This is a genomic window from Kitasatospora hibisci (assembly GCF_043950205.1).
In the GTDB taxonomy this organism is placed as follows: Bacteria; Actinomycetota; Actinomycetes; order Streptomycetales; family Streptomycetaceae; genus Kitasatospora; species Kitasatospora hibisci.
Window position 1 is genome coordinate 5,271,421 of record NZ_CP171642.1, and the last position, 24,982, is coordinate 5,296,402.

The following is a 24,982-nucleotide window of genomic DNA, read 5'->3' on the forward strand; positions in this document are numbered from 1 at the left end:
ATGCCGGCCTGACCTTCGGTGATTTGTCCGTGTCCTGCACCCGGTTCGTCACGGTATGACCACAGCGTCCGTTCCGCGGTGGCGCCGCCGCGGGTGCCGGAAAGGCTGTTCGCGCACGCCCCCACGCACCGCGGAGGTGACCCCGTGAGCCGCAGCACCGACCTGTGGTCGTACGCCGAGATCGCCCGCCACATCAACGTCCAGCCGGAGACCGTCCGCAACTACCGCCGGCACGGGCTGCTGCCCGATCCGGACGTCGTCGACGACAGCGGGCACCCCCGCTGGTACGCCGACACCATCCGCGCCTGGGCCCGCCGGCGCCCCGGCCACCGCTGATCAGCCGTTCCGCCCCCGCTCCCGGCGTTCTGGTGATTCCAGCCACAGCGCGGCACGGAGACGGGGGCAAAGTGCCCCTCCGCCCTTACCCTCGACACACGCGAGAGCAGTGCTACCGGCCGGTTCACCCGGCCCGCACTGCCATGACCAGTGGCAGCCAGGACGTGTCGGGGCGGAGGGGCTCGGATGAAACTGACCGTGGTGGGGTGCTCGGGGAGCTTCCCGTCCGCCGACTCGCCGTGCTCCAGCTACCTCGTGGAGGCCGACGGCTACCGCCTCGTGCTCGACCTCGGCAACGGCGCCCTCGGCGCCCTGCAGAAGTACGCCGACATCTACCAGGTCGACGCCGTCCTGCTCAGCCACCTGCACGCCGACCACTGCGTCGACCTGTGTGCCTACTGGGTCGCCCGGAACTACCGCGCCGAGGGGTGCCCGGATCCGGTGCCCGTCTACGGCCCGGCCGGCACCGCCGAGCGGCTGGCCCGCGCCTACGACATGCCCGAGAACCCCGGCATGAAGGAGGTCTTCGACTTCCGCACCCTCACTCCCGGCGGCTTCGACCTCGGCCCGTTCCGGATCGGTGTCGCCCAGGTCAACCACCCCGTCGACGCCTTCGCCTTCCGGATCGAACACGCCGGCCGCAGCCTCGTCTACTCCGGCGACACCGGCGAGAGCGCCGAACTCGTCGAGCTCGCCCGCGACACCGACCTCTTCCTCTGCGAGGCCGCCTACGTCGACGGCCGCGACACCTACCGCGCCGTCCACCTCAACGGCCGCGAGGCCGGCGAGCACGCCACCGCCGCGGGCGCCCGCCGGCTCGTCCTCACCCACATCCCGCCGTGGACGGACGCCGAACGCAACCGCCGGGACGCCGAGGCCGCCTACGCAGGCCCGGTCGAGGTCGCCCGGGCCGGCGCCGTCTACCGGATCTGAGCCGACCGGCCCGGTTCTCCCGGGCTCCTGGAGCTCCCCGCTCCCGCACGGGCGCCGAAGGTGTCACTCCACCGGCGTCAGCCAGTGCCGGTAGCGCGGGTCGGTGCCCGACACCGCCGCCTCGTACGCCTCCTGCAGCCGAGCCGTCAGCGGGCCGGGCGCCGCCGGCAGCTCGCGGTCGTCGAGCGAGCGCACCGGAACGACGCCGGCCGCCGTCCCGCAGACGAACACCTCGTCCGCCGCGTAGAGGTCCGAGCGCAGCAGGCCCTCCACCCGCACCGGGACACCCAGGCCGCGGGCCAGCTCCAGCACCGTGTCCTGGGTGATGCCCTCCAGCGCACCCGCGCTCGCCGGGGGCGTCCGCAGCACACCGTTCCGAACCGCGAACACGTTCTCGCCGGTGCACTCGCTCACCGAACCGTCCGGGCCGAGCAGCAGCGCCTCGTCGTACCCCGCGTCGGTCGCCTCCCGGCGGGCCAGCACCGAGTTCAGATACGGACCGGTCGCCTTGGCGGCCGGCGGCACCGCGTTCGCGTCGTTCCGCCGCCAACTGCTCGTCTTGACCCTGATCCCGCGCCCTTCGGCGGGGAGTTGGGGCTGCCAGTGCCAGCTCGCGATCGCCGTCGTGGTCGGCGAGAAGCGCATGTCCAGGCCCATCGAGCCGTAGCCCAGGAAGGCGAAGTGCCGCAGGTAGCAGTCGCGGTGGCCGTTGGCGCGCACCAGGTCGACCGTGGCATCGGTCAACTCCTTCAAACTGTATGGGAGTTCCATGCGCAGCATGCGCGCGCTGAGGCCCAGCCGGTGCAAGTGCTCGGGCAGTCGGAACACCGCCGGACCGTCCGCCGTGGCGAACACCCGGGTACCCTCCAACACCCCTGTCCCGTAGTGCAGTCCGTGCGTCAGGACGTGTGTCTGCGCCGCCTGCCAGGGCACCAGCGCGCCGTCCAGCCAGATCGTCGAAGCTTCGGAAAGAGCCATGCGGCCCATCCTGACCACCGCTCCGCGGCGGGTCAGCCGTACCACCCCGACCGGAACCGGCCATGACCGGGAGCGGAAGCGGAGCCGTCTCGCCCCTCGGAAACCCCCGCCCGCGCGGCCGCCCGCTCACTACGCTGCCGCCGATGGAGAGCTCCGCCGGCCGCCACGACAGCGACGCCACGCTGCTCTACGCCCGCCTGCTCGCCGAACCCGGCCTACCGCCTACCGCCCTCGGGCAGGGCTGGGACGAGCGCCGCCTCGCGGCCGCCACCGCCGAGCTGCTCGGCCTCGGACTGCTCCAGCCCGCCGCCGCCACCCCGTCCGCCGGGGACGGCGGCGGCACCGGGGCCGCCGGGAGCCACGCCGTGGTGTCCGTCGACACCGCCGTCCGCCAGCTGCTGCTCGACACCGACGCCCAGGTCGCCGCCCTGGTCGAGGCGCTGCGCCGGGCCCGCGACTCGGTGGACCGCCTGCACACCGGCTACCTGCCGCTCCAGCACCGCCGGCACACCGGCACCACCCTCGAACTGGTCCACGGCCCTGACCGGATCGCCGCCCTGCTGGAGGACTCCGCCCGCGGCGCCCGCACCGAGGCACTGTCGCTCCGCCCGGGCCAGGACCTCTCCGGCCCTGCGCTGGCGGGCAAGCTCGCCCGCGAACGGCTCGCCCTCGCCCACGGCGCCGCCCTGCGCACCATCTACCCGGCCGCCGCGCTGCGCCGGCCCGCCGTCCTCGCGCACGTCCGGGAGCTCGCCGCGGCCGGCGCCCGGATCAGGGTCGCCCACTCGCTGCCGCTCTGGCTCATCGCGGTCGACGCCCGCCTGGCCATCCTGCCCGCGCCGGGTTCGGGCTCCTCCGGCTCCGGTCCGGGCTCCGGCCCGGGGGAGGGCGATTGCGCGACGGAGGAGCAGGCGGCCGTGGTGGTCCGCGAGCCGGCCCTGGTCGCGCTGGTGGCGGAGCTGTTCGAGTACTTCTGGTCGGCGGCCTGGACTCCGCCGGAACTCATCTCCGGCGCAACGGATGTGACGGACCGCCACAATGAGGTGCTGAAGATGCTGGCGGCCGGGCTGACCGACGCGGCGATCGCCCGGAAGCTGGAGGTCTCCGAGCGGACAGTGCGCCGGCTGGTGGCCGACCTGACGGCGGACCTGGGCGCGGAGAGCCGCTTCCAGGCCGGCGTGTACGCCGCCCGCCTCGGCCGGATCTGAGGCCGACGCCGGAGCGGGCGCCGGTACCGGCCCCGGACCCGGTCGGATTCCGGGCGCGGGCGAACCGGGCGGCCGGGGCTGTCGAGGGCCGTGGAGAGGTGCAGCGGCGGGGCACGGTGAGGCCTCGGAGTTCCTCCGGCGTTCTCGATCGGCGTCTCGGCGTCTCGGCGTCCGGGTCCTCGTTACCGCCGCCGGCCCGGCGCACTGAACGCAGAACGGCCCCGCCCCGCCGCCTGGGGGAGCAGGCGGCGGGGCGGGGCCGTGAGCGGCGCGGGGGAGGCGACGGGCGTTACGCCTTGGTCACGTCCTCGATCTCGTCGTCGTCCTCACGACCGGGGGTCTTGAGGTTGAACTTGACGATCGCGAAGCGGAACACGAAGTAGTAGATCGCGCCGAAGACCAGGCCGATCGGGATGATCAGCAGCGGCTTGGAGGCCAGGTGGAAGTTGATCGCGTAGTCGATCAGGCCGGCCGAGAAGCTGAAGCCGTCGTGGACGCCGAGGGCCCAGGTCACCGCCATCGAGACGGCGGTCAGGACGGCGTGCACGGCGTAGAGCGCCGGGGCGATGAAGAGGAAGGTGAACTCGATCGGCTCGGTGACACCGGTGACGATGCTGGTGAGGGCGAGCGAGGTCATCATGCCCAGGACGACCTTGCGGCGCTCCGGACGGGCGGCGTGGGCGATGGCCAGCGCGGCGGCGGGCAGCGCGAACATCATGATCGGGAAGAAGCCGGACATGAACTGGCCGGCGGTCGGGTCGCCCGCCAGGAAGCGGTTGATGTCGCCGTGGACGGCGGTGCCGTCGGCGGCGGTGTAGTCGCCGGTCTGGAACCACGCGTAGGTGTTGACGAACTGGTGCATGCCGATCGGGATCAGCGCGCGGTTGATCAGGCCGAAGATGCCGGCGCCGGCCGCGCCCGCGCCCACCAGGCCGTCGTTGACGTTGGAGATCGCGTCACCGATCGGCTGCCAGCAGAGGCCGAAGAGGATGCCCAGGCCGGTGCCGACGAAGGCCATGATGATCGGCACCAGGCGGCGGCCGTTGAAGAAGCCCAGCCAGTCCACCAGCTTGGTGCGGTGGAACTTCTGCCAGAGGATCGCGGAGAGCAGGCCGACGACGATGCCGCCGAGCACGCCCGGGTTCTGCGGTTCGCCCTTCGGCACGGCCGCCGTGACGGTGCCGTCGGCCGGGAACGCGGTCAGCACGTTCTTGAAGACGAGGTAGCCGACCAGCGCGGCGAGCGCGGTGGAGCCGTCCGCCTTCTTGGCGTAGCCGATGGCGATGCCGACGCAGAACAGCAGCGGCAGGGCGCCGGTGATCGCGGTGCCGGCGGCGCCGAAGACCTCGACCAGCTTCGCCGGGAAGTGCCAGCTCTCGTGGACGTCCGGCTGGCCCAGGCGAGCCAGCAGGCCGGCCGCGGGCAGCACGGCGATGGGGAGCTGGAGGCTGCGGCCGACCTTCTGGAGGCCGGGGAGGAGGCCGGAGCCGAACTTCTTGGCCGGGGCCGGGGCCGGAGCCGCGGCGGGCGCCGGTGCCTGCGCAGACTGACTCATGGGGGTGGGTTCCTAACGGCAGGGCGGGTCGGTCGGGGATGGATGCACAGGGGGCCGAACCGCGAACTGGTCTACACCACACGTGGTGTAGACCAGTTTTGTAGCACGGGCGGGGAAGGGGGGGAACCCTCGAAAGCGGTGTCGACGGGAAGCGCTATGAAATCGAAACCTACCCACGGAGCGGCGATCATGATTACCCGCCGCGATTGGGATTTTGGCTATTTGCGCAACAAAAAGGCTCGGTCGCCCGGCGGGGGCCGGCCGGGCGGGCCCGGCGCGCTGCGTGGCCCGGTCGGCGCGGGGCGGCGACCGAGCCCGCTCCCGCCGCCCGGCCGGTCGCGGCGGGGCGGGTGGCGGGCGGGTCGGCCACGGCCCGCCGCGACCGGCCGGAGGTCCCTCCCGCCACCCCCCGGAGTCCGGATTTCCCGTGGGCCGATCACGGCGGAGTCGAGGACTGCGTCCCGTCCGCTCCGAGAAACCCGTGGCGGCGCCCTTGTGGAACGGCGGTCGCCGATTGTCGGGTCGTCCCGCGCGCGCCGGTGGCGATCATTCCCCCACCCGGCCGGCGTGCCGCGGACGCGGCCGCCCGGGCCCGGGCGCAGCCCCGCCCGGCGTCGCCGCAGCACTGTCCGGGCAGTGCCGGGGCCTGCCCGGCCGCGCCGGGCGGGCCGTCGCCGAATTCCCGCAGTGGAAATTCCGGCGCTCCGGAAGTGCGGGCCGAATCGTTTTCCGGAAATGCCGGAGGCCTCCGGGCCGGGGCTGCTTCTAGGAGACTGTTCCGGATAATGCGCGGTGGCGCTCGGCCTATGCCTTGGTCACGTCCTCGACCTCGCTCTCGTCCTCGCGCCCGGGGGTCTTCACGTCGAATTTCACGATGATGAAGCGGAACAGCGCGTAGTAGACGACGGCGAAGCAGGCCCCGATCGGAAGGATCAGCCAGGGCTTGGTGGCGAGCCCCCAGTTGAGCGCGTAGTCGATCAGGCCGGCCGAGAAGCTGAACCCGTCGTGGACCCCGAGACCCCAGGTGATCGCCATCGACGCACCGGTCAACAGGGCGTGCACCGCGTACAGGGCGGGCGCGATGTAGGCGAAGGAGTACTCGATCGGCTCGGTGATGCCGGTGACGAAGGAGGTCAGGCCGACCGAGAGCATCAGGCCGTAGATCTCCTTGCGGCGGTGGGGCTTCGCCGAGTGGGCGATCGCCAGCGCGGCGGCGGGCAGGGCGAACATCATGATGGGGAAGAAGCCGGAGGTGAACTGCCCGGCCGTCGGGTCGCCCGCCAGGAAGCGCGGGATGTCGCCGTGGACGATGGCGCCGTCCGGCTTGGTGTAGTCGCCGAACTGGAACCAGAGGAAGAAGTTCAGCAACTGGTGCATGCCGACCAGCAGCAGCACGCGGTTGAGGACGCCGAAGATGCCGGCGCCGACCGAGCCCAGGTCGGAGAGGTGCTGGCTCAGGTCGGTGAGGGTGCGGCCGATCGGCGGCCAGACCCAGACCGAGAGGCAGGCCAGCAGCAGGCCCGCCACGGCAGTGATCATCGGCACCAGCCGGCGGCCGTTGAAGAAGCCCAGCCAGTCCACCAGCTTGGTGCGGTGGAAGCGCATCCAGAGCCAGGCCGAGATGAGGCCCAGCAGGAGGCCGCCCAGCACGCCCGGGTTCTGGTACACCGCGGCCGCGGCCTTGGCCGAGGTGAAGTCGATGCACTGGTCGCTGATCAGCACCGTCGGCGGCTTGCACTTCTCGGGGAAGGCCTGGAGCACCTCGAAGTAGACGAGGAATCCGACCACCGCCGCGAGCGCCGTCGAGCCGTCCGCCTTCTTGGCCATGCCGATGGCGACGCCGACGCAGAACAGCATCGGCAGGCCGAACGAGGAGTCCAGCAGGGCTCCGCCCGCCGCCGCGAAGACCTTGGCCACGTTGTCCCAGCCCAGGCCTTCCGGGCCGAAGACGTCGGGCTGGCCGAGCCGGTTGAGGATGCCGGCCGCCGGGAGCACCGCCACCGGCAGCTGCAGCGAGCGGCCCATCTTCTGGAGCCCGCCGTAGAAGGTGTGCCACCACGCGGTCCGCGGGGCCGTGGCGCCTGCCGAACTCATCCGTCGCCCTCCGAGCAGCTGCCGGCCGCGGATCCCCCGGTCGGGGCCGCCGGGCGGGGCTCTGGAACCACCGGGGCCCTTCCTGCGTTCGTCGGAGTACACATATATTGGTGTAGACCACTTTCGGAACGCAGGCCGCGCGCGCCGGGACGAAGCCCCGCTGATCGCCATCCTCGGACGAAGATCCAGACGGTGCGCGCCGAAATGGGCCAAAAGTGGACTAACGTGGCAGGCCGGTCCAGATCGGGCGATGCTTGTCGCGCCGCGTTGCGGCGCGACGGCTGCTGAATCCGCGTCAGTACCGGAACCGACCCGCCCCCGGCCTCCGGCCGGGGGGACCCAGCACAGCGCAGGACGGCGCCCGGCAGAGCAGCCGGCGGGCCGAGACAGAGGGAGAGACAGATGGCCAGCAAGGCTGAGAAGATCGTCGCCGGTCTGGGCGGCATCGAGAACATCGAAGAGGTCGAGGGCTGCATCACCCGCCTGCGCACCGAGGTCAAGGACGCCTCCCTCGTCGACGAGGCCGCGCTGAAGGCCGCCGGCGCCCACGGCGTCGTCAAGATGGGCACCGCGATCCAGGTCGTCATCGGCACCGACGCCGACCCGATCGCCGCCGACATCGAGGACATGATGTGAGCTGAGCCCACCAGGCTCACCGCCCGGCCCGCCGACCGAGCCACGCCCGGGACACCCGGGCACCGCGCCCGGACGCGCCGCCTCGGCCCGCCCGCCCTCCGGGGCCGGCGGGCCGAGGCCATCGGGGCACGTTCCGCACCGGTCGGGGCGAACCCGGAGCACCCGGCGGAGCGACTACGCTCGGTGCCTATGTCACGCATCGACGGCCGCACCCCCGACCAGCTCCGCCCCGTCACCATCGAACGGGGCTGGAGCAAGCACGCCGAAGGCTCCGTCCTCATCTCCTACGGCGACACCAAGGTGCTGTGCACCGCCAGCGTCACCGAGGGCGTCCCGCGCTGGCGCAAGGGCAGCGGCGAGGGCTGGGTCACCGCCGAGTACTCCATGCTCCCGCGCGCCACCAACACCCGCGGCGACCGCGAGGCCGTCAAGGGCCGGATCGGCGGCCGCACCCACGAGATCAGCCGCCTGATCGGCCGCTCCCTGCGCGCCGTCATCGACCACCGCGCGCTGGCCGAGAACACCATCGTGCTCGACTGCGACGTCCTCCAGGCCGACGGCGGCACCCGCACCGCCGCCATCACCGGCGCCTACGTCGCCCTCGTCGACGCCGTCTCCTGGGCCCGGGAGAAGAAGATCCTGCGCGCCAAGGGCCAGCCGATCACCGGCGGCGTGAGCGCCGTCAGCGTCGGCATCATCGACGGCGTCCCCATGCTCGACCTCCAGTACGAGGAGGACGTCCGCGCCGAGACCGACATGAACATCGTCTGCACCTCCGACGGCCGCTTCGTCGAGGTCCAGGGCACCGCCGAGGGCGCCCCCTTCGACCGTGCCCTGCTCGACCGGCTCCTCGACCTCGGCACCCTCGGCTGCGCCGGGCTGGACGAGATCCAGCGCAAGGCCCTGGAGGGCTGACCCCCCTTCACGTCGCTCCCTCCTGCTTCACCCCGCTTCACCACCGGCTCTCCGGGTCCGGCGTTTACACGCCGGGCCCGGAGACCGTACGGTTCCCGCAGCACACCGTTGCGGGAACCGCGAGCCTCTCGCGCGCGTCCCTCCCCTACGGAACCCGCGCCCCGAGGAGGACTTGATGCCCGACAGCATCGCCCGCGCCGGCATCACCCGCCCCGCCGTCCTCGCAGTGGCCGCGCTCATCGCCGTCCTGCCGCTCAGCGTGGTCAGCTGCTCGGCCGTCCAGAAGGCCATCGACTGCGGCAACACCGCCGTCACCATCACGGGTGACGTCAACGACGTCGTCTCCGCGTTCAACAACGCGAGCAACGACGCGGCCGCCGCCGGGCAATCGCTGCAGAAGCTGAAGAACGACCTGGACCAGCTGGGCGAGAACTCCTCGAACACCGACGTCGCCAAGGCCGTCACCGACCTCAACACCCAGGTCGACAAGCTCCAGCAGGCCGTCAACAACAAGCAGGTCCCGGACCTCAAGCCGCTGGGCGATGCCGCAGGCAACCTCACCAAGATCTGCACCGGCTGACGCCGCCGGGCCCGGGCCCGGACCCGGGCGATCAGGGCGGTTAGGGTGGGTTCATGTCCACCCGTCTGATTCTCGCCACCCGCAACCAGCACAAGGTCGCCGAGCTCCGGGCCATCCTGGGTGACGCCGGCCTCGACGTCGAACTGGTCGGTGCCGACGCCTACCCCGAGGTCCCGGACGTCCCCGAGACCGGCGTGACCTTCGCCGAGAACGCGCTCCTCAAGGCCCACGCGCTCGCCCGCGCCACCGGCCTGCCCGCCGTGGCCGACGACTCCGGCCTCTGCGTGGACGTACTGAACGGCGCCCCCGGCATCTTCTCCGCCCGCTGGGCCGGCAAGCACGGCGACGACCGCGCCAACCTGGAGCTCCTGCTCGCCCAGCTCTCCGACATCGACGCCGTCCACCGTGGCGCCCACTTCTCCTGCGCGGCTGCCCTCGCCCTGCCCGACGGCACCGAGCGCGTCGTCGAGGGCCGCCTCCTCGGCACCCTCCGCACCGCGCCGTCCGGTGACGGGGGCTTCGGCTACGACCCGATCCTCCAGCCCCTCGGCGAGACCCGCACCTGCGCCGAGCTGACCCCGGCGGAGAAAAACGCCATCAGCCACCGGGGCCAGGCCTTCCGCGCCCTGGCCCCGGTGGTGAAGGACCTGCTGGGCTGAGTGGGCAGTAACGACAATGGCCCGCCCACCTTCGAATCAAAGGTCGGCGGGCCATTCTGCTTGGTACGCCCGGTGGGACTCGAACCCACGACACTGCGATCCTAAGTCGCAACCCTCTAGCCAGCTGGGGTACGGGCGCACGCGAGCACTAGCCTACCGGCTGCCGGGGATGTGGGCGGACCGATTCTTGTTCCGCCCACAGTAGGTCTCGGTGACGGCGTGACAGTTCGGGCAGAGCAGTCTGAGATTCCCGGGCCGGTTGTCCGACCAGTCGCCGTTGATGTGGTCGACCTCCAGCGTGAGCGGGCGCCCTCGCCATTCGGATCCCGTGCCGCAGCCCTCGCAGCATTCGGGGCGTCCGAGTGCGGCCAGGGCTCGGCGAATGCGGACACCTGGGATCCGCTTGGCCTCCATTGGCCGCTGAACCAGAACTTCTTCGGGTGGGAGCCGCCTGGGGGATGTCTTGCCGCGGTTGTGGGCCTGGCCCGTGAAGTGCGAGGTGTCGATGCCGAAGGCCTTGATTCGGCGCCCGATGTGCGCCTGGGTGCCGCCGGCCTGGCGCTGGCCGAGGTATCGCACCACGCCCGCCACGCTGTGGGAGGCCGATACGGCTTCCTGCAGCAACTCCTTGGTGTAGATCGTTCCGGCGGGAGGGAAGTGAGAGGCGTCGATGCCGTACGCCTTGATCCGCTGTCGGAGGTAGGAGCGGTTGTAAGCGTTCGGCTCCCTGCCGAGGGTGGTGAGCATCTCGTCGAGCGAGGCGGTCGTCGCCGCGGCGGCCGCGAGCAGTTCGCGCGTGTACTTGATCGTCATGGTCGTCCCCGTTCGGGCTGGTGTGCGCCCGTCCCCCGGTCGGTGAACGACCGGCGCGAGGATCGGTCACGGCCTTGTCGGGAGGTCGTCGGAACCGGAGGTTCCGGTGGTCGGTTCAAGGAAACTGGCGGTCAATTGGTACAGACCTATTGACCTATGTGGTTCAGACCACATACCTTCAGCGCCAATTCTGCATTCCCCCACGAGCGTGCTCCCCCACAGGCACGCGCCGACACTCTCTCCCGGAGGACCGAGTGTTGATCCGAAGCACGGCGACGCGGCGTCCCACCGCCGATCGCCGCTCCACGAGCCCGGCCGCCCGAGCGGGCCTGGCCTCGCTGGCGGCCGTCGGCCTGGCCGGCCTGCTGATGGCGACGCTGGGCGCGGCGCCCTCGCAGGCGTCCGCCGCCGTCGACAACGCGGCCTGCCGCCCCGACGGGCTGTACCAGACCCCCGGGGTCGACGTCCCGTACTGCAGCGTCTACGACACCAGCGGCCGCGAGAAGATGGGCGCAGACCACCAGCGCCGCATCATCGGCTACTTCACCGGCTGGCGGACCGGCAAGGACGGCACGCCGCCCTACCTGGTGAGCGACATCCCCTGGGACAAGGTCACCCACCTCAACTACGCGTTCGGGCACGTCGGCGGCGACAACAAGATCTCCGTCGGCACCGACAACGACAAGAACGAGGCCACCGGCATCTCGTTCCCGGGCGTTCCCGGCGCCGAACTGGACCCGTCGCTGCCCTACAAGGGCCACTTCAACCTGCTGACGAAGTTCAAGAAGCAGTACCCGAACGTCAAGACCATGATCTCGGTGGGCGGTTGGACCGAGACCGGCGGGTACTTCGGCGACGACGGCAAGCGCGTCAACTCCGGCGGCTTCTACTCGATGACCGTCAACCCGGACGGCAGCGTCAACCAGGCCGGCATCGACACCTTCGCCACCTCGGCGGTCGACTTCATCAAGAAGTACGGCTTCAACGGCGTCGACATCGACTACGAGTACCCGACCTCGATGAAGGACGCGGGCAACCCGCTGGACTGGCAGCTCGCCAACGGCAAGCGCGGCTCGCTGGCCAAGGGCTACGCGGCGCTGATGAAGACGCTGCGCGAGAAGCTGGACCGGGCCGGAGCCGCCGACGGCAGGCACTACCTGCTCTCGGTCGCGGCCCCGTCGTCCGGGTACCTGCTGCGGGGGATGGAGACCTTCCAGGTCGCGCAGTACCTGGACTACGTCAACATCATGTCGTACGACCTGCACGGCGCCTGGAACAAGTACGTCGGCCCGAACGCCTCGTTGTTCGACGACGGCAAGGACGGCGAGCTGGCGGCGGCCAACGTCTACGGCACCGCGCAGTACGGCGGGATCGGTTACCTGAACGCGGACTGGTCGTACCACTACTTCCGCGGCGCGATGCCCGGCGGCCGGATCAACGTCGGCCTGCCGTACTACACCCGCGGGTTCAAGAACGTCACCGGCGGCACCAACGGCCTCTGGGGCACCTCGTCCACCAACACCTGCCCGGTCGGCTCCGGCCTGACCACCTGCGGTGACGGCGCGGTCGGCATCGACAACATCTGGAACGACAAGGACGACGCGGGCAAGGAGTCCCCGGCCGGGTCGAACCCGATGTGGCACGCGAAGAACCTGGAGAAGGGCGTCGTGCCCGACTACCTCGCCGAGTACGGCGTGACGGACACCGCGCTGCAGGGCACCTACACGCGCAACTACAGCTCCGCCCTGGTGGCGCCGTGGCTGTGGAACGACACCAAGAAGGTGTTCCTCTCCACCGAGGACGAGCAGTCGGTGGCCGCCAAGGCGGACTACATCGTCGACCGGGGTGCCGGCGGTGCGATGATCTGGGAGCTCGCGGGCGACTACAAGTGGGACGCGGCCGCCAACGGCGGCAAGGGCCAGTACGTGCCGGGCTCGACGCTGACCTCGGTGATGTACGACAAGTTCAAGGCGGCCACCCCGTACGGCGCCGTCCGCGCGACCACGGCGCTGCCGCAGCAGACCCTGCCGGTCGACGTGTCGTTCACCAACTTCGCGCTGGGTGACTCGAACTACCCGATCAACCCGAAGATCCACATCGTCAACAACTCGACGCTGACCCTGCCGGGCGGCACCGAGTTCCAGTTCGACTACAGCAACTCCGCCCCGGGCAACGCCAAGGACCAGTCCGGTTTCGGCCTGACCGTCATCAAGCAGGACAACCCCGGGCCGGGCAACGTGGGGGGCCTCAAGGGCACTTACAACCGGGTGTCGGTGAAGCTGCCCGGCTGGCAGTCGCTGGCGCCGGGCGCGTCGATCGACATGGACTTCGTCTACTACCTGCCGGTGTCGACGCCGTCGAACTGGACGGTCAACGTCGGCGGCACACTGTACGGCCTGAAGGGCGACCTGACCCGCGGTGCGACGGACGGGAGCACCCCGCCGACCACCCCGCCCACGACGCCGCCGACCACCCCGCCCACGACGCCGCCCACCACCCCGCCCACCACCCCGCCGACGACCCCGCCCACGACTCCGGCGGGCTGCGCCGGAGCCCCGAGCTGGGACGCGGCCACCACCTACGCGACCACCACCAAGGTGTCGTGGAAGGGCCACTACTACCAGAACAAGTGGTGGACCAAGGGTGAGGACCCCTCGCTCAGCGGAGCCTGGGGAGTCTGGAGCGACCTCGGGGCCTGCTGATCACGGCGGTCCGCCGAGGTGAGGAACGGCGGTGGCGGTGCACCCGGTCGGGGGGTGCGCCGCCACCGCTGCGTCGTGCCCGGCACGGGCCGCCGCTCGCGCTCCGCCCGTCAGGGATCGCGCGGAGCGCGGACAGCGCCGGGACACGGCGGTGACGAAGTGACACCGGCCGTGCCCCGGAGGGGAGTCCGGTCAGGCGGCCTCGACCTTGAGGTCGCGCAGCAGCTTGGCCACGTGGCCGGTGGCCTTGACGTTGTAGAGGGCGCGCTCGACCTTGCCCTGCTCGTCGACGACGACGGTGGAGCGGATCACGCCGACGTACGTCCGGCCGTAGTTCTGCTTCTCGCCGTACGCGCCGTAGGCCTCCAGGACGGCGTGGTCCGGGTCGGAGAGCAGGGTGACCTTGAGGTCCTCGGCCTCGCGGAACCTGCCGAGCTTCTCGGGCTTGTCCGGCGAGATGCCGATGACGTCGTAGCCGGCGCCGGCGAACACCTCCAGGTTGTCGGTGAAGTCGCAGGCCTGCTTGGTGCAGCCGGGGGTGAGCGCGGCCGGGTAGAAGTAGACGATCACCTTGCGGCCGAGGTGGTCGGCGAGGGACACCTGGTTGCCGTCGGCGTCGGACAGGCTGAAGGCGGGCGCGGTGTCGCCGGGCTGGAGTCGCTCAGACACGGGGGACTCTCCTGGTGCGTGGACGGGTGGTCGTACCACCGCAAACTTACCCCCGATGGTGGGTGGGGCCGCGCGGCCGTGCAGCGCAGCTGACAGACTGGGTCAGTCGCACAGGACAACATCAGTGAATTGGGGTGGCCCGAGTGGGCGAGGCGAGCAAGGACATGGCGACGCGGACGACCGCCCAGATCGAGGCGGACATCGCCCGCACCCGCACCCAGCTGGCGTCGACCCTGGACGAGCTGGCCATGCGCGTGCACCCGAGCACCATCTCCGCCCAGGTGAAGGCCAAGGCCGTGGCCACGGTGGAGGAGAAGGCCGGCCGGGCCTACGTGGCGGCCAGCGGGCTGGTCGAGAAGGCCAAGGCGCAGTTCGTCGACGACAAGGGGCAGCCGCGCAAGGAGCGGATCGTCCCGGCCGCGCTGGTCGGCGTCGGCCTGGTCCTGCTGGTGGCATCGTCCCGCAAGCGCCGCAAGGGCTGAGCGGGGAGTCCTCCGGGCCGGGTGCCGGTGGCGCCCGGCCCTTCCGCATCCCGGGCCAGCGTCACACCGCCCGCCCGGGAGCGGTACCTTCGGGGCGTGAGTACGAACGACGAACCGACCCCGCAGACCGCCCCGCACGAGTCCGACTCGCCGCGTCACGACCGGCTGGGCGAGAAGCTGCCGATCAAGATGCTGCACGACCGCGTCCTGGTGAAGACCGAGGGCGGCGAGGGTGAGCGCCGCTCCACCGGCGGCATCCTCATTCCGGCCACCGCCGAGCTGTCCAAGCGCTGCGCCTGGGCGGAGGCCGTGGCGGTCGGCCAGAGCGTGCGCTCGGTGGAGCCGGGCGACCGCGTGCTGTACGACCCGGAGGACAAGCTGGAGGTCGAGGTCCGCGGCGCCACCTACGTGCTGCTGCGCGAGCGCGACCTGCACGCGGTGGCCGCGATGCGCTTCGGCGACACGGAGGGGTCGACCGGCCTCTACCTCTGATCCGGGGCACCGGGGCCTTCAGGTGCGACGGCTGTCGCACCCGAGGCCGCCACGGCCTCTGCACGGCCCGCTGACCGCTGCACGACCACTGAACGCTCCGGCCGAACGGGCCGACCCCGGGGGAGGGGACCACGTGGATCACCTGCGGTACTTCTACGAATACGGCGTCGACACGCCGCTGTGGCCGCACGACATGGAGAGCCCGTACGGTCACCCGACCGAGCTCGACCGGTTGCCGATCGGTGCTGCGCTGCGGGCGGAGCTCTCCGAGCTGGCCGACTGGTACCAGTCGTCGCTCAACCAGGAGTACCCGCCGGACCCGTCGCCCTGGCCGCGGGAGGAGCAGGACCGGTTCAACGCGCGGGCCCGGGCCGCCCTGGTCGCGCTGCGCCGCGAGCTGGGGCCGGGCTGGACGGTCGACGACGGGTTCGTACCGGTCGACTGAGCGCCACCGCCGCCGTCGTCGTCGACGCCGCTCCCGGCGGTCGGTGTCGGTGGCGGTGTCGGTGGCGGGCGCTAGGGTCCCGCCATGAGCAGCGGTCCGATTCCGATCAGTGACGAGCAGCGCCGCGCCCGGCTGGGCCGGCGGCACCTGTTGGCCTCCGCCGGCCGGGCGGCCCGGGTCGAGCAGGTGGCGGACGCGCTGGTGGGCCTGCACGCCACCGACGCGGCGACGGTGTACCTGTCGGCCTGCGCCCGGCTGGCGGAGCCGTCGGCGGCGGAGGTCGAGCGGGCGCTCTACGAGGACGTCACGCTGGTGAAGCTGCTGTCGATGCGGCGGACGATCTTCGCGGTGACCGAGGGCTTCGCGCCGTACGTGAGCGCGTCGACGGCGCGGGCGATCGCCGTCAAGGAGCGGGCGACGCTGCTGAAGCACCTGCGCGAGTTCGCCGAGGGCTGGGACGAGGCCCGGCTGGCCGAGACGGAGCGGTTGGTGCTGGCCGCGCTGGAGCGGCGCGGCGAGGCGACCACGGGCGAACTGGGCGCGGACGTCCCGGCCCTGCGCGAGACCATGCTGATGTCGGCCGGCAAGCCGTACGAGGCGAAGCAGAGCGTGGGCAGCCGGCTGCTGCGGCTGCTGGCCTCGGACGGGCACGTGCGTCGGTGCCGTCCGCGCGGGTCCTGGCTGAGCAGCAGCTACCCCTGGGCGCCGGTGGCGCAGTGGCCGGACGTACCGGTGCGGGAGGCGAAGGCCGAGGTGGTGCGCCGCTGGCTGGCGGCGTACGGGCCGGCCACCGTCGAGGACGTGAAGTGGTGGACCGGCTGGACGCTGGGCGACACCCGCAGGGCGCTGGGCGACGTGGGCGCGGTGGACGTCGCGCTGGCGGGCGGCGGGGCGGGGCTGGTGCTGCCGTCGGACACCGAGCCGGTGCCTGAGCCCGAGCCGTGGGCGGCGCTGCTGCCGGGGCTGGACCCGACGGTGATGGGCTGGCGCGGCCGGGACTGGTACCTGCGGCCGGAGGACGTGCCGGCGCTGTTCGACCGGGCCGGGAACGCGGGGCCGACGGTGTGGTGGTGCGGCCGGGTGGTGGGCGGCTGGGCGCAGCGCCCCGACGGCGAGGTGGTGTGGCGGTTCTTCTCGGACGTCGGGGCGCAGGCCGGGGCGGCGGTCGCGGCGGAGGCTGGCCGGCTGGCCGGCTGGCTGGGGGAGGTGCGGGTGACGCCGCGCTTCCGGACGCCGCTGGAGCGGGAGCTGTCGGCGTAGGGCGTGTCCGGCCGGGTCCGCCGGCCCCGACCCCGGCGCGGCTACCGGGCCGGGGTCGGGGTGGCGGCTCCGGTGGGTTGGGGTGGGGTGGTCGCGGTCGGCGGCGCCGTCGGGAGGGTGGGCGTGGGCCGACCGGTGGGGGTGGGCTGCTGTGGCGGGGCGGAGGGCTGCTCAGGGGCGGGCGTGAGGTTCGGCGGTGGCGGGGCGGTGGTGGGCTGCGGGGGTTCGGCGGGCCGGCTGGGCTCGGGGTGCGGGGCGGTGGGGGCCGGCTGGGTCGGCGCCGGGGCGCTGGGGGTGGGTGCGGTGGCGGTCGCCGGGGCCGTGGCCGTGGTGGTCGGGGTCGCGGTCGGCGAGGGCGCGGTGGTGGTCGGGGTCTCCCCCCGGCTGTTGCCGTGGCTGGGTTCGAGGTCGAAGTCCTGGACGTCGGTGCCGTCGAGCGCCTCGCTCATGTAGGCGGTCCAGATCTGGGTGGGGAAGGCGCCGCCGTTGACCCGGGTGAAGCCGGCGGTGCCGGAGAGCGGCTCCTTGGCGTGGGTCTTCGGGTGCTCCCGGAAGAGGCCGACGGTGGTGGCGAGTTCGGGGGTGAAGCCGGCGAACCAGGCCGAGAGGTTGGAGTCGGTGGTGCCGGTCTTGCCGGCGGCGGGGCGGCCGAGTTCGAGGGCGGCGGCGCCGGTGCCCCGCGGGGTGACGACGTCGCGCAGTACGTCGGTGACGGCGTCGGCGGTGCCGCGGTCGAGCGCGGTGGTGGCGACGTGGTCGGGCATCTTGGGGACGTCGATGGCGCCTCCGGGGTGGACGCGTTCGAGTTTGACGACCGACCACGGGGCGAACGCCTGGCCGTGGTTGGCGAACCCGGCGTAGGCGCCGGCCAGGTTGAGGGCGCTGGGCGTCGCGGTGCCCAGGGTCATCGAGGTGTTGGCCGGGTCCATGCCGCGGACGTTGTCGGGGATGCCGAGGCGGACGGCGGTCTCGCGGACGTGCGCGAGCCCGGCGTCGACGCCCTCCTGTGCGTAGACCGAGTTGACCGACTTGACCATGGCGTAGCGCAGGGTGATGTTGCCGTAGTCGGTGTCGTCCTCGTTGGGCGGCGCGTACGGGGTGGGGCCGCCGGTGACGGGGCGCTCGCTGGTGCCGTCGTAGCGGGTCTCGGTGGTGATCGGGCGGCCGTCGCCGCTGCTGCGGCCGGAGTCGAGGCCGGCGGCGAGGTCGAAGGGCTTGAAGGTGGAGCCGATCTGGTTGTCCTGGCGGAGCGCGTCGTTGTAGGGCTGCTTGGCGTAGTCGGGGCCGCCGTAGACGGCGACGACGCGGCCGGTGGCGGGCTCGACGGAGGCGCCGGCGACGCGGACGTCGGTGTCGGTGGCGGGCCGGGCCTTGGGGTCCAGCTCGTCGGTGAGCTCCTGCTGGACGGCTTTGGCGAAGGCGTCCTGCTTGTCCTTGTCGAAGGTGGTGGTGATCCGCCAGCCGCCGGCCTTGAGGGTGGGGGTGTCGATGATGCCGGAGGAGACGAGGTAGTCGTCGGCGACGCCGACCAGGTAGCCGGCCTGGCCGCTGAGGCCGGTCGTGGGCTGGGGGTCGATCGGCTCGGCGAAGGTGGTGGCGGCGCGGTCGGAGGCGCTGAGGAAGCCGAGCTGGACCATGCCGTCGAGGGTGTAGTTCCAGCGGGCGAGGGCCTTCTCGCGGTTGGCGGGGGTGGCGGTCTTGACGTCGTAGATGCTGGGGCCCTGGAGGAGGGCGGCGAGGTAGGCGCCCTGGGGGAGGGTGAGGGCGGAGACGTCGACGCCGTAGTAGGCGTGGGCGGCGCTCTGGATGCCGTAGGCGCCGCGGCCGAAGTAGCTGCTGTTGAGGTATCCGGAGAGGATCTCGTCCTTGCCGCGCTGCTGGTCGACCTTGAGGGCGATGAAGAGCTCGCGGCCCTTGCGCTCGATGGTCTGGTCCTGGGTCAGGTAGTAGTTCTTGACGTACTGCTGGGTGATCGTGGAGCCGCCCTGCATGCCCTTGCCGGTGAGGGTGTTCCAGCCGGCCCGGATCATGCCGGACAGGTCGATCCCGCGGTTCTGGTAGAAGGTGCGGTCCTCGGCGGAGACGACGGCGTGCCGGGTGTCCAGCGGGATCTGCTCGATCGTCACGTCGGTGCGGTTGACCGCGCCGGTGCGGGCGATCTCGGTGGTGCCGTCGGCGTAGAGGTAGATGTTGTTCTGGGCGACGGCGTGGGCGTTGGCGTCGGGCACCGGGACGATGAGGTAGAGCACCGCGAAGGAGCCGACGGCGAGGAGCAGCACGGCGGTGAGCGCGCCGAGGGTGACCCGCCAGGTGGGCAGGAGCCGGCGCCAGAGCGGCTTGGCGCGGCGCGCTTCGCGGCGGGCGGCCCGTTTGGCCTGGCGCCGGGTGCGGTGGTCTGCCCTCAGAGTCATGGGGCGATTATGTGCTATTTGATCCGCGATCAGGTGTTGCGCAAACCGGATGCGCGTGGTGATCGCCGGCGGTACGGTGAAAGGTGCAAACCACATAGCGCACTCAGTTCGGGCAGCTCTGCCCGTCGGGCCCGGTACCCCCGGGTTGCGGCGGTCGGGGCTACTCCGGCGTGCGCTGGTGTTCCCAGGCGCACCCCCGCGCCCGTATTTGTCGACAAGGAGACAATATGCTGAACACCGTGCCGGCCGCGACGCGGCTCAGGCCCCCTCCCGACGGCGGCGGTGCCGCCCGCCTCTACCTCGCCGTCGCCCGCGCCGGCTTCCGCCGCTTCGCCGGCTACCGCGCCGCCACCCTGGCCGGCACCGTCACCAACACCGTCTTCGGCTTCATCCTCGCCTACACCTTCCTCGCCCTCTGGCGGGCCAGGCCCGGTCTGGGCGGCTACGACACCGCCCAGGCCGTCACCTACATCTGGATCAGCCAGGCCCTGCTGGCCACCGTCGCCGTCCTGGGCGGCGGCTTCCAGGACGACGTCAAGGACCGCTTCCGCAGCGGCGACATCGCCATCGACCTCTACCGCCCGGTCGACTTCCAGGGCTGGTGGCTGGCCACCGACCTCGGGCGGGCCGGCTTCCAACTGCTCGCCCGCGGCATCCTGCCGACCGCGGCGGGCGCGTTCGCCTTCGACACCCGGCTGCCGCACGACCCCGCGGTCTGGGCCGTGTTCCTGCTCTCCGCGCTGCTCGCCGTGGTGGTCAGTTTCGGGCTGCGCTTCCTGGTCTCGCTCACCGGCTTCTGGATGCAGGACGCCGAGGGGATCCGCTCGGTCATGGTCGTGGTGACGATGTTCTTCTCCGGGATGCTGCTCCCGCTCGGGCTCTTCCCCGGGTGGCTCGGCGAGCTCGCCCCGCTGCTGCCCTGGGCCGCGATGATCCAGATCCCCACGGACGTCTTCCTGGAGCGGCACAGCGGTGCCGGACTGCTCGGCATCCTCGGGCTCCAACTGCTCTGGGCGGTCCTGCTGCTCGCCGCAGGCCGGGCCGTCCAGCGGCTCGCGACCCGCAAGGTGGTGGTCCAGGGTGGCTGACACCGTCCGCTCCGAGGCGCCCGCGGCCGGCGCGCCTGCCGCGGGCGCGTCCGCCGCGGGCGCGTCCGCCGCGGGCACGCCTGCCGCCGGGGCCGGCCGCGCCGGGTCCGCCGGGCGGCCCGTGACCGTCCCGGCCGAGCCGCTGACCGCCCGGGTCCGCTGGGCGGTCGGCTCCTGGTGGCTGGTGGCCGCCATGTGGCAGCGCTCCACCATGGCCTACCGGCTCTCCTTCGCCCTGATGGCCGTGGCCAGCACGGTCGTCACCTTCCTCGACTTCGCCGTCGTCCTGCTGATGTTCCGGCACACCAGCGCCCTCGGCGGCTGGACCCTGCCCGAACTCGGCTTCCTGTACGGCACGTCGTCCTTCGCACTGGGCACCGCCAACCTGCTGGTGGGCACCGCCGACGCGCTCGGCGAGCGGATCCGCACCGGCAGCCTCGACACCATGCTGATCCGGCCCGCCCCGGCCCTGGCCCAGCTCTGCGCCGAACGCTTCACCCTGCGCCGGCTCGGCCGGCCCCTGCAGGGCGCGGGGGTGCTCGTCTGGTCGCTGACCGCCCTGGACGTCCGCTGGACCTGGGACAAGGCCCTGCTGGTGCCCGTCCTGCTGGTCTGCGGCAGCGCGATCTTCGCGGCGCTCTTCATCGGCGGTGCCACCGTGCAGTTCTGGTGGGGCGAGGCCGGCGAGCTGCAGAACTCCCTCACCTACGGCGGCGCCACCCTGCTTCAGTACCCGCCGACGATCTTCGCCAGAGAGCTGGTGGCCGGCGTCGTCTTCGGCGTCCCGCTGGCCTTCGTCAACTGGCTTCCCGCGCTGCGCATCCTCGACCGGCCCGATCCGCTCGGGCTGCCCGCCGCCTTCCAGTACGCCTCGCCCGTCGCCGCCGTGCTCTGCTGCGCCGCGGCCGGCCTGGCCTGGCGCGCGGGCCTGCGCGCGTACCGCGGCACCGGCAGCTGACCCACCCCCGGAACAACGGAGAACTCCCATGACCCTGATCGAACTCGACGACGTCCGGCGCACCTTCACCGTCCGCACCAAGGCCGGCCGGTTCCGGCGCGAGAAGCGCGAGGTCCGCGCTGTGGACGGCCTGAGCTTCACGGTGGCGGCCGGCGAGTGCGTCGGCTACATCGGCCCGAACGGCGCCGGCAAGTCCACCACCGTCAAGATGCTGACCGGCATCCTGGTACCCACCGGCGGCCGGCTGCGCGTCGCCGGCATCGACCCCGCCCGCGAGCGCGTCGCGCTGGCCCGCCGGATCGGCGTCGTCTTCGGGCAGCGCACCACGCTCTGGTGGGACCTCCCGCTGCGCGACTCCTACGAACTCGCCCGCCGGCTCTACCGCATCCCCGACCACCGATATCGCGCCAACCTCGAACGCTGCGTCGAACTCCTCGACCTCGGCGGGCTGCTGGACAGGCCGGTCCGTCAGCTCTCGCTCGGCCAGCGGATGCGCGGCGACCTCGCGGCGGCGCTGCTGCACGACCCGCAGGTGCTCTACCTGGACGAGCCGACGATCGGGCTCGACGTGGTGAGCAAGGGGCGGGTGCGCGAGTTCCTGCGCGAGGTCAACCGCGACCGGGGCACCACCGTCCTGCTCACCACCCACGACCTCACCGACATCGAGCAGCTCTGCGGCCGGGTGATGGTGATCGACCACGGCCGGGTCGTCTACGACGGCGGCCTGGAGGGCCTGCACGCCACGGCCGACAGCGAGCGGACCCTGGTCGTCGACCTCGCCGAGGCCGGGCCGCCGATCGAGGTGGCAGGGGCCCGGGTGGTGAAGGTCGAGGGCCCGCGGCAGTGGCTGGCCTTCCCGGCCCGGCAGAGCGCCGCCCCGATCGTCGCCGCGGTCGCCGACCGCTACCCGCTGGTCGACCTCTCGGTCCGTGAGCCGGCGATCGAGGACGTGATCGCCCGGATGTATGCGGAGGTCGCGATCGGCTGACGGCACCGGGGCGCCGACGGCCCGCCGTCGGCGCCCCGGGCCCACGCCCCTGCGCCTCGCCCGGTGGAGCGCTCGCGGGAGCACTTGTGGTGCGCACCCGGCGCGAGTTGGCGGGGCGAGCCCTCCACCCGCGCCGGTCACCGGGCAGACTGGCGGGGTGAGTGACGAAGCCTTCAGCGGGACCGGCCCCGGGGTGCGGTTCACCGCTGCCGACGAGGAGAAGAGACGCGGCGTCCGCCGGATGAAGACCATCGCGACCGGCCTGCTGGCCTTCGCGACCCTGGTCTTCGCCCTGGCGACCTGGGCGAAGTCGGCCGGCGCCGGCGCCTGGGCCGGCTACGTGGCCGCCGCGGCCGAGGCGGGCATGGTCGGCGCGCTGGCCGACTGGTTCGCCGTGACGGCGCTGTTCCGCCGCCCCTTCGGACTGCCGATCCCGCACACCGCGATCATCCCGACCAAGAAGGACGCCTTCGGCCGCTCGCTCGGCGACTTCGTCGGCGACAACTTCCTCGCCGGCCAGGTGGTCCGCAGCAGGCTGGCCGCGCTCGGGATCGGCCGCCGGCTCGGGGAGTGGCTGGCGGCCCCCGGCGGTGCCGAGAGGGTCACCAAGGAGGCGTCGGCGGCCCTTCGCGGCGTGCTCGCGGTGCTGCGGGACGACGACGTGCAGGCGGTGGTCGGCGAGGCGGTCACCCGGCGGGCCGCCGCCACCTCGGTCGCCGAGCCGGCCGGCCGGATGCTGGCCAAGGTGGTCGCCGACGGCGGGCACCACGGCATGGTCGACCTCGTCGCGGTCCGGGCGCACGGCTGGCTGACCGCGAACCACGAGGAGGTCGTCCAGCGGGTCAGCCAGAAGACCCCGGGCTGGACCCCGAAGTTCATCGACCACCAGGTGGGCGAGCGGGTCTACAAGGAGCTGATGCGGTTCGTCACCGACATCCGCGACCACCCCGACCACCCGGCCCGCGGTGCGATCGACGGCTTCCTCGCCGACTTCGCCACCGAGCTGCAGACCGACCCGGAGACCATCGCCCGGGTCGAGCGGGCCAAGGTCGAACTGCTGGCCCGCCCCGAGGTGCAGGACCTCATCGCCTCCACCTGGGCCGCGGTCCGCACGCTGGTGCTGAACGCCGCCGAGGACGAGGAGAGCGAACTGCGCCGGCGCATCCGCACCGGCGTGCGCGACTTCGGGGTGCGCCTCGCGACGGACCGCAAGCTCCAGGCCAAGGTGGACGGCTGGCTGCAGGACGCCGCCCAGTACCTGGTCGACACCTACCGGGCGGAGATCACTTCGCTGATCTCCGAGACGGTGGCAGGCTGGGACGCGGACGACGCCTCGCGCAAGATCGAGGCCAACGTCGGCCGGGACCTGCAGTTCATCCGGATCAACGGCACCGTGGTCGGTGCCCTGGCCGGCCTGCTCATCCACACCGTGGCGGTGGCGTTGGGAGGGTGAGCGTTGCCTATCCTTGCGACCACTGCTCGATACGCGCGTAGATGCCGTCGGCGCCCACCGGCGCCAGGAGGACGTCGCGCGTTCCCCCGCGGAACACCAGAGACGAGAAGAGGGGCACCACCGTGGTCCAGCCGGACGGAAGTCGGATCGGAACCGCCAGCAACCCGAGTGCCGACCGGAGCATCGAGGCGTTCATCGCCGGGATGCCCAAGGCGGAGCTGCACGTCCACCACGTCGGATCGGCCTCGCCGCGGGTGGTCGCCGAGCTGGCGGCCCGCCACCGCGGCCAGTCGAAGGTGCCGGTCGACCCGGTTGACCTCGCCGAGTACTTCACCTTCACCGACTTCGCGCACTTCATCGAGGTCTACCTCAGCGTGGTCGACCTGATCCGCGACGCCGAGGACGTCCGGGCGCTCACCTACGGCGTCGCCGAGGACATGGCCCGGCAGAACATCCGCTACGCCGAGCTGACCGTCACCCCGTACTCCTCGGTCAGCCGCGGCATCCCCGACGTCGCCTTCATGGAGGCGATCGAGGACGCCCGGGTGCGCGCCGAGAAGGATCTCGGCGTCGTCCTCCGCTGGTGCTTCGACATCCCCGGCGAGGCCGGCCTGGCCGCCGCCGAGGAGACCGCCCGCCTGGCCGTCGACCTGGCCCCCGAGGGCCTGGTGAGCTTCGGGCTCGGCGGCCCGGAGATCGGGGTGCCGCGTCCGCAGTTCAAGCCCTACTTCGACCGGGCGCGCGCGATCGGGCTGCGCAGCGTCCCGCACGCCGGCGAGACCACCGGTCCGGAGACCGTCTGGGACGCCCTGCGGGTGCTCGGCGCCGAGCGCATCGGCCACGGCACGCAGGCGGTGAAGGACCCGGCGCTGCTGGACCACCTCGGCGAGCACCGGATCGCGCTGGAGGTCTGCCCGACCTCGAACATCGCCACCCGGGCGGTGGAGCGGATCGAGGACCACCCGATCAAGCAGATGGTCGAGGCCGGGCTGCTGGTCACCGTCAACAGCGACGACCCGCCGATGTTCGGCACCGACCTCAACACCGAGTACGCGGTGGCGGCGCGGCTGCTGGAGCTGGACGAGGCCGGGATCGCGGCGCTGGCGAGGAACGCCGTCGAGGCGTCCTTCCTCGACCGGGCCGGCAAGGCCCGGCTCACCGGCGAGATCGACACCTACCTCGCCGGGTGGAACCGCGGCTGACCCCCCCGCCGTACCGGCCCGCTGCCGGTGAGACCGCCCCCGCCGGACCCGTCCGGCGGGGGCGGTCGGTTCGGTGCGCAGTGTTCGGTGCGCAGTGGCGGCCGTGACGGGGAACGGGCGGCAGG

The 24,982-nt window shown here is 72.3% G+C and carries 23 protein-coding genes and 1 tRNA gene; 17 read left to right on the forward strand and 7 right to left on the reverse strand.

All coding sequences use genetic code 11. From position 1 onward, the window contains the following. Positions 1 to 144: 144 nt before the first annotated feature. Positions 145 to 336 (forward strand): MerR family transcriptional regulator, encoded by a 192-nt coding sequence (locus ACF9IK_RS23110; protein WP_395296029.1) that lies wholly within the window; start codon positions 145 to 147, stop codon positions 334 to 336. A 186-nt stretch (positions 337 to 522) separates the two neighbouring features. After that, a complete protein-coding gene (locus tag ACF9IK_RS23115) occupies positions 523 to 1,269 on the forward strand; it encodes an MBL fold metallo-hydrolase (RefSeq protein ID WP_395296030.1) in 747 nt (248 codons plus the stop codon). Positions 1,270 to 1,332: 63 nt separating this feature from the next. Here the strand turns inward: ACF9IK_RS23115 and ACF9IK_RS23120 are convergent, their stop codons facing one another. Beyond that, positions 1,333 to 2,247 carry a branched-chain amino acid transaminase gene (locus ACF9IK_RS23120; RefSeq protein ID WP_395296031.1) on the reverse strand — a complete coding sequence of 305 codons (915 nt, stop codon included), beginning with the start codon at positions 2,245 to 2,247 and terminating at the stop codon, positions 1,333 to 1,335. Positions 2,248 to 2,390: 143 nt separating this feature from the next. On the opposite strand from ACF9IK_RS23120, the gene ACF9IK_RS23125 reads away from it, so the two are divergent. Next, positions 2,391 to 3,455 (forward strand): helix-turn-helix transcriptional regulator, encoded by a 1,065-nt coding sequence (locus tag ACF9IK_RS23125; protein WP_395296032.1) that lies wholly within the window; start codon positions 2,391 to 2,393, stop codon positions 3,453 to 3,455. A 289-nt stretch (positions 3,456 to 3,744) separates the two neighbouring features. Here the strand turns inward: ACF9IK_RS23125 and ACF9IK_RS23130 are convergent, their stop codons facing one another. Further along, positions 3,745 to 5,010, reverse strand: a complete 1,266-nt coding sequence (locus ACF9IK_RS23130; protein WP_395296033.1) for a PTS transporter subunit EIIC — start codon at positions 5,008 to 5,010, stop codon at positions 3,745 to 3,747. 804 nt (positions 5,011 to 5,814) lie between these two features. Then, positions 5,815 to 7,104 carry a PTS transporter subunit EIIC gene (locus tag ACF9IK_RS23135; protein WP_395296034.1) on the reverse strand — a complete coding sequence of 430 codons (1,290 nt, stop codon included), beginning with the start codon at positions 7,102 to 7,104 and terminating at the stop codon, positions 5,815 to 5,817. Between the two features lie 402 nt (positions 7,105 to 7,506). Here ACF9IK_RS23135 and ACF9IK_RS23140 point away from each other — a divergent pair, with 402 nt between their 5' ends. From ACF9IK_RS23140 to rdgB, 4 genes are all read left to right on the forward strand, one after another. Beyond that, positions 7,507 to 7,740: a glucose PTS transporter subunit EIIB gene (locus ACF9IK_RS23140; protein WP_238862766.1), complete on the forward strand. Its 234-nt coding sequence runs from the start codon at positions 7,507 to 7,509 to the stop codon at positions 7,738 to 7,740. Positions 7,741 to 7,929: 189 nt separating this feature from the next. Continuing rightward, positions 7,930 to 8,655: a ribonuclease PH gene (gene rph, locus ACF9IK_RS23145; RefSeq protein ID WP_395296035.1), complete on the forward strand. Its 726-nt coding sequence runs from the start codon at positions 7,930 to 7,932 to the stop codon at positions 8,653 to 8,655. 175 nt (positions 8,656 to 8,830) lie between these two features. Further along, complete coding sequence (locus ACF9IK_RS23150; protein WP_395296036.1) at positions 8,831 to 9,235, forward strand: hypothetical protein; 405 nt, start codon at positions 8,831 to 8,833, stop codon at positions 9,233 to 9,235. 53 nt (positions 9,236 to 9,288) lie between these two features. After that, on the forward strand, positions 9,289 to 9,894 hold the full coding sequence (rdgB, locus tag ACF9IK_RS23155) for an RdgB/HAM1 family non-canonical purine NTP pyrophosphatase (protein WP_395296037.1): 606 nt from the start codon (positions 9,289 to 9,291) through the stop codon (positions 9,892 to 9,894). Between the two features lie 61 nt (positions 9,895 to 9,955). Here the strand turns inward: rdgB and ACF9IK_RS23160 are convergent. Then, positions 9,956 to 10,033, reverse strand: a tRNA-Leu gene (locus ACF9IK_RS23160). A 14-nt stretch (positions 10,034 to 10,047) separates the two neighbouring features. Then, the gene (locus ACF9IK_RS23165) at positions 10,048 to 10,707 is read right to left on the reverse strand and encodes an HNH endonuclease signature motif containing protein (RefSeq protein ID WP_395296038.1); all 660 of its coding nucleotides are present in this window, start codon (positions 10,705 to 10,707) and stop codon (positions 10,048 to 10,050) included. A gap of 368 nt (positions 10,708 to 11,075) precedes the next feature. On the opposite strand from ACF9IK_RS23165, the gene ACF9IK_RS23170 reads away from it, so the two are divergent. After that, on the forward strand, positions 11,076 to 13,409 hold the full coding sequence (locus ACF9IK_RS23170; protein ID WP_395298660.1) for a chitinase C-terminal domain-containing protein: 2,334 nt from the start codon (positions 11,076 to 11,078) through the stop codon (positions 13,407 to 13,409). A gap of 192 nt (positions 13,410 to 13,601) precedes the next feature. On the opposite strand, the gene bcp is transcribed toward ACF9IK_RS23170, so the two are convergent. Continuing rightward, positions 13,602 to 14,078, reverse strand: coding sequence for a thioredoxin-dependent thiol peroxidase (gene bcp, locus ACF9IK_RS23175; RefSeq protein WP_238862760.1), 477 nt, complete (start codon positions 14,076 to 14,078; stop codon positions 13,602 to 13,604). A gap of 164 nt (positions 14,079 to 14,242) precedes the next feature. On the opposite strand from bcp, the gene ACF9IK_RS23180 reads away from it, so the two are divergent. From ACF9IK_RS23180 to ACF9IK_RS23195, 4 genes are all read left to right on the forward strand, one after another. Next, entirely contained in the window at positions 14,243 to 14,560 is a 318-nt protein-coding gene (locus tag ACF9IK_RS23180; RefSeq protein ID WP_395296039.1) for a DUF3618 domain-containing protein, read from the forward strand. Between the two features lie 189 nt (positions 14,561 to 14,749). Continuing rightward, positions 14,750 to 15,052 (forward strand): GroES family chaperonin, encoded by a 303-nt coding sequence (locus tag ACF9IK_RS23185; RefSeq protein ID WP_375934398.1) that lies wholly within the window; start codon positions 14,750 to 14,752, stop codon positions 15,050 to 15,052. A 133-nt stretch (positions 15,053 to 15,185) separates the two neighbouring features. After that, positions 15,186 to 15,497 (forward strand): hypothetical protein, encoded by a 312-nt coding sequence (locus ACF9IK_RS23190; RefSeq protein ID WP_395296040.1) that lies wholly within the window; start codon positions 15,186 to 15,188, stop codon positions 15,495 to 15,497. A gap of 84 nt (positions 15,498 to 15,581) precedes the next feature. Then, complete coding sequence (locus ACF9IK_RS23195; protein ID WP_395296041.1) at positions 15,582 to 16,757, forward strand: winged helix DNA-binding domain-containing protein; 1,176 nt, start codon at positions 15,582 to 15,584, stop codon at positions 16,755 to 16,757. 41 nt (positions 16,758 to 16,798) lie between these two features. Here ACF9IK_RS23195 and ACF9IK_RS23200 read toward each other — a convergent pair whose 3' ends face one another. Next, positions 16,799 to 19,168 (reverse strand): transglycosylase domain-containing protein, encoded by a 2,370-nt coding sequence (locus tag ACF9IK_RS23200; RefSeq protein ID WP_395296042.1) that lies wholly within the window; start codon positions 19,166 to 19,168, stop codon positions 16,799 to 16,801. A 227-nt stretch (positions 19,169 to 19,395) separates the two neighbouring features. Here ACF9IK_RS23200 and ACF9IK_RS23205 point away from each other — a divergent pair, with 227 nt between their 5' ends. The 5 genes from ACF9IK_RS23205 to ACF9IK_RS23225 all read left to right on the forward strand — a co-directional run bounded on the left by ACF9IK_RS23205 (position 19,396) and on the right by ACF9IK_RS23225 (position 24,857). Continuing rightward, positions 19,396 to 20,256, forward strand: a complete 861-nt coding sequence (locus ACF9IK_RS23205; protein ID WP_395296043.1) for an ABC transporter permease — start codon at positions 19,396 to 19,398, stop codon at positions 20,254 to 20,256. After that, entirely contained in the window at positions 20,249 to 21,214 is a 966-nt protein-coding gene (locus ACF9IK_RS23210; protein ID WP_395296044.1) for an ABC transporter permease, read from the forward strand. Before ACF9IK_RS23205 ends, ACF9IK_RS23210 begins: the two co-directional genes overlap by 8 nt. Before the next feature lie 28 nt (positions 21,215 to 21,242). Next, positions 21,243 to 22,202 carry an ABC transporter ATP-binding protein gene (locus tag ACF9IK_RS23215; RefSeq protein WP_395296045.1) on the forward strand — a complete coding sequence of 320 codons (960 nt, stop codon included), beginning with the start codon at positions 21,243 to 21,245 and terminating at the stop codon, positions 22,200 to 22,202. After that, positions 22,180 to 23,655 (forward strand): DUF445 domain-containing protein, encoded by a 1,476-nt coding sequence (locus tag ACF9IK_RS23220; RefSeq protein WP_395296046.1) that lies wholly within the window; start codon positions 22,180 to 22,182, stop codon positions 23,653 to 23,655. Before ACF9IK_RS23215 ends, ACF9IK_RS23220 begins: the two co-directional genes overlap by 23 nt. Before the next feature lie 203 nt (positions 23,656 to 23,858). Beyond that, complete coding sequence (locus ACF9IK_RS23225; protein WP_395298661.1) at positions 23,859 to 24,857, forward strand: adenosine deaminase; 999 nt, start codon at positions 23,859 to 23,861, stop codon at positions 24,855 to 24,857. Positions 24,858 to 24,982: the final 125 nt, after the last annotated feature.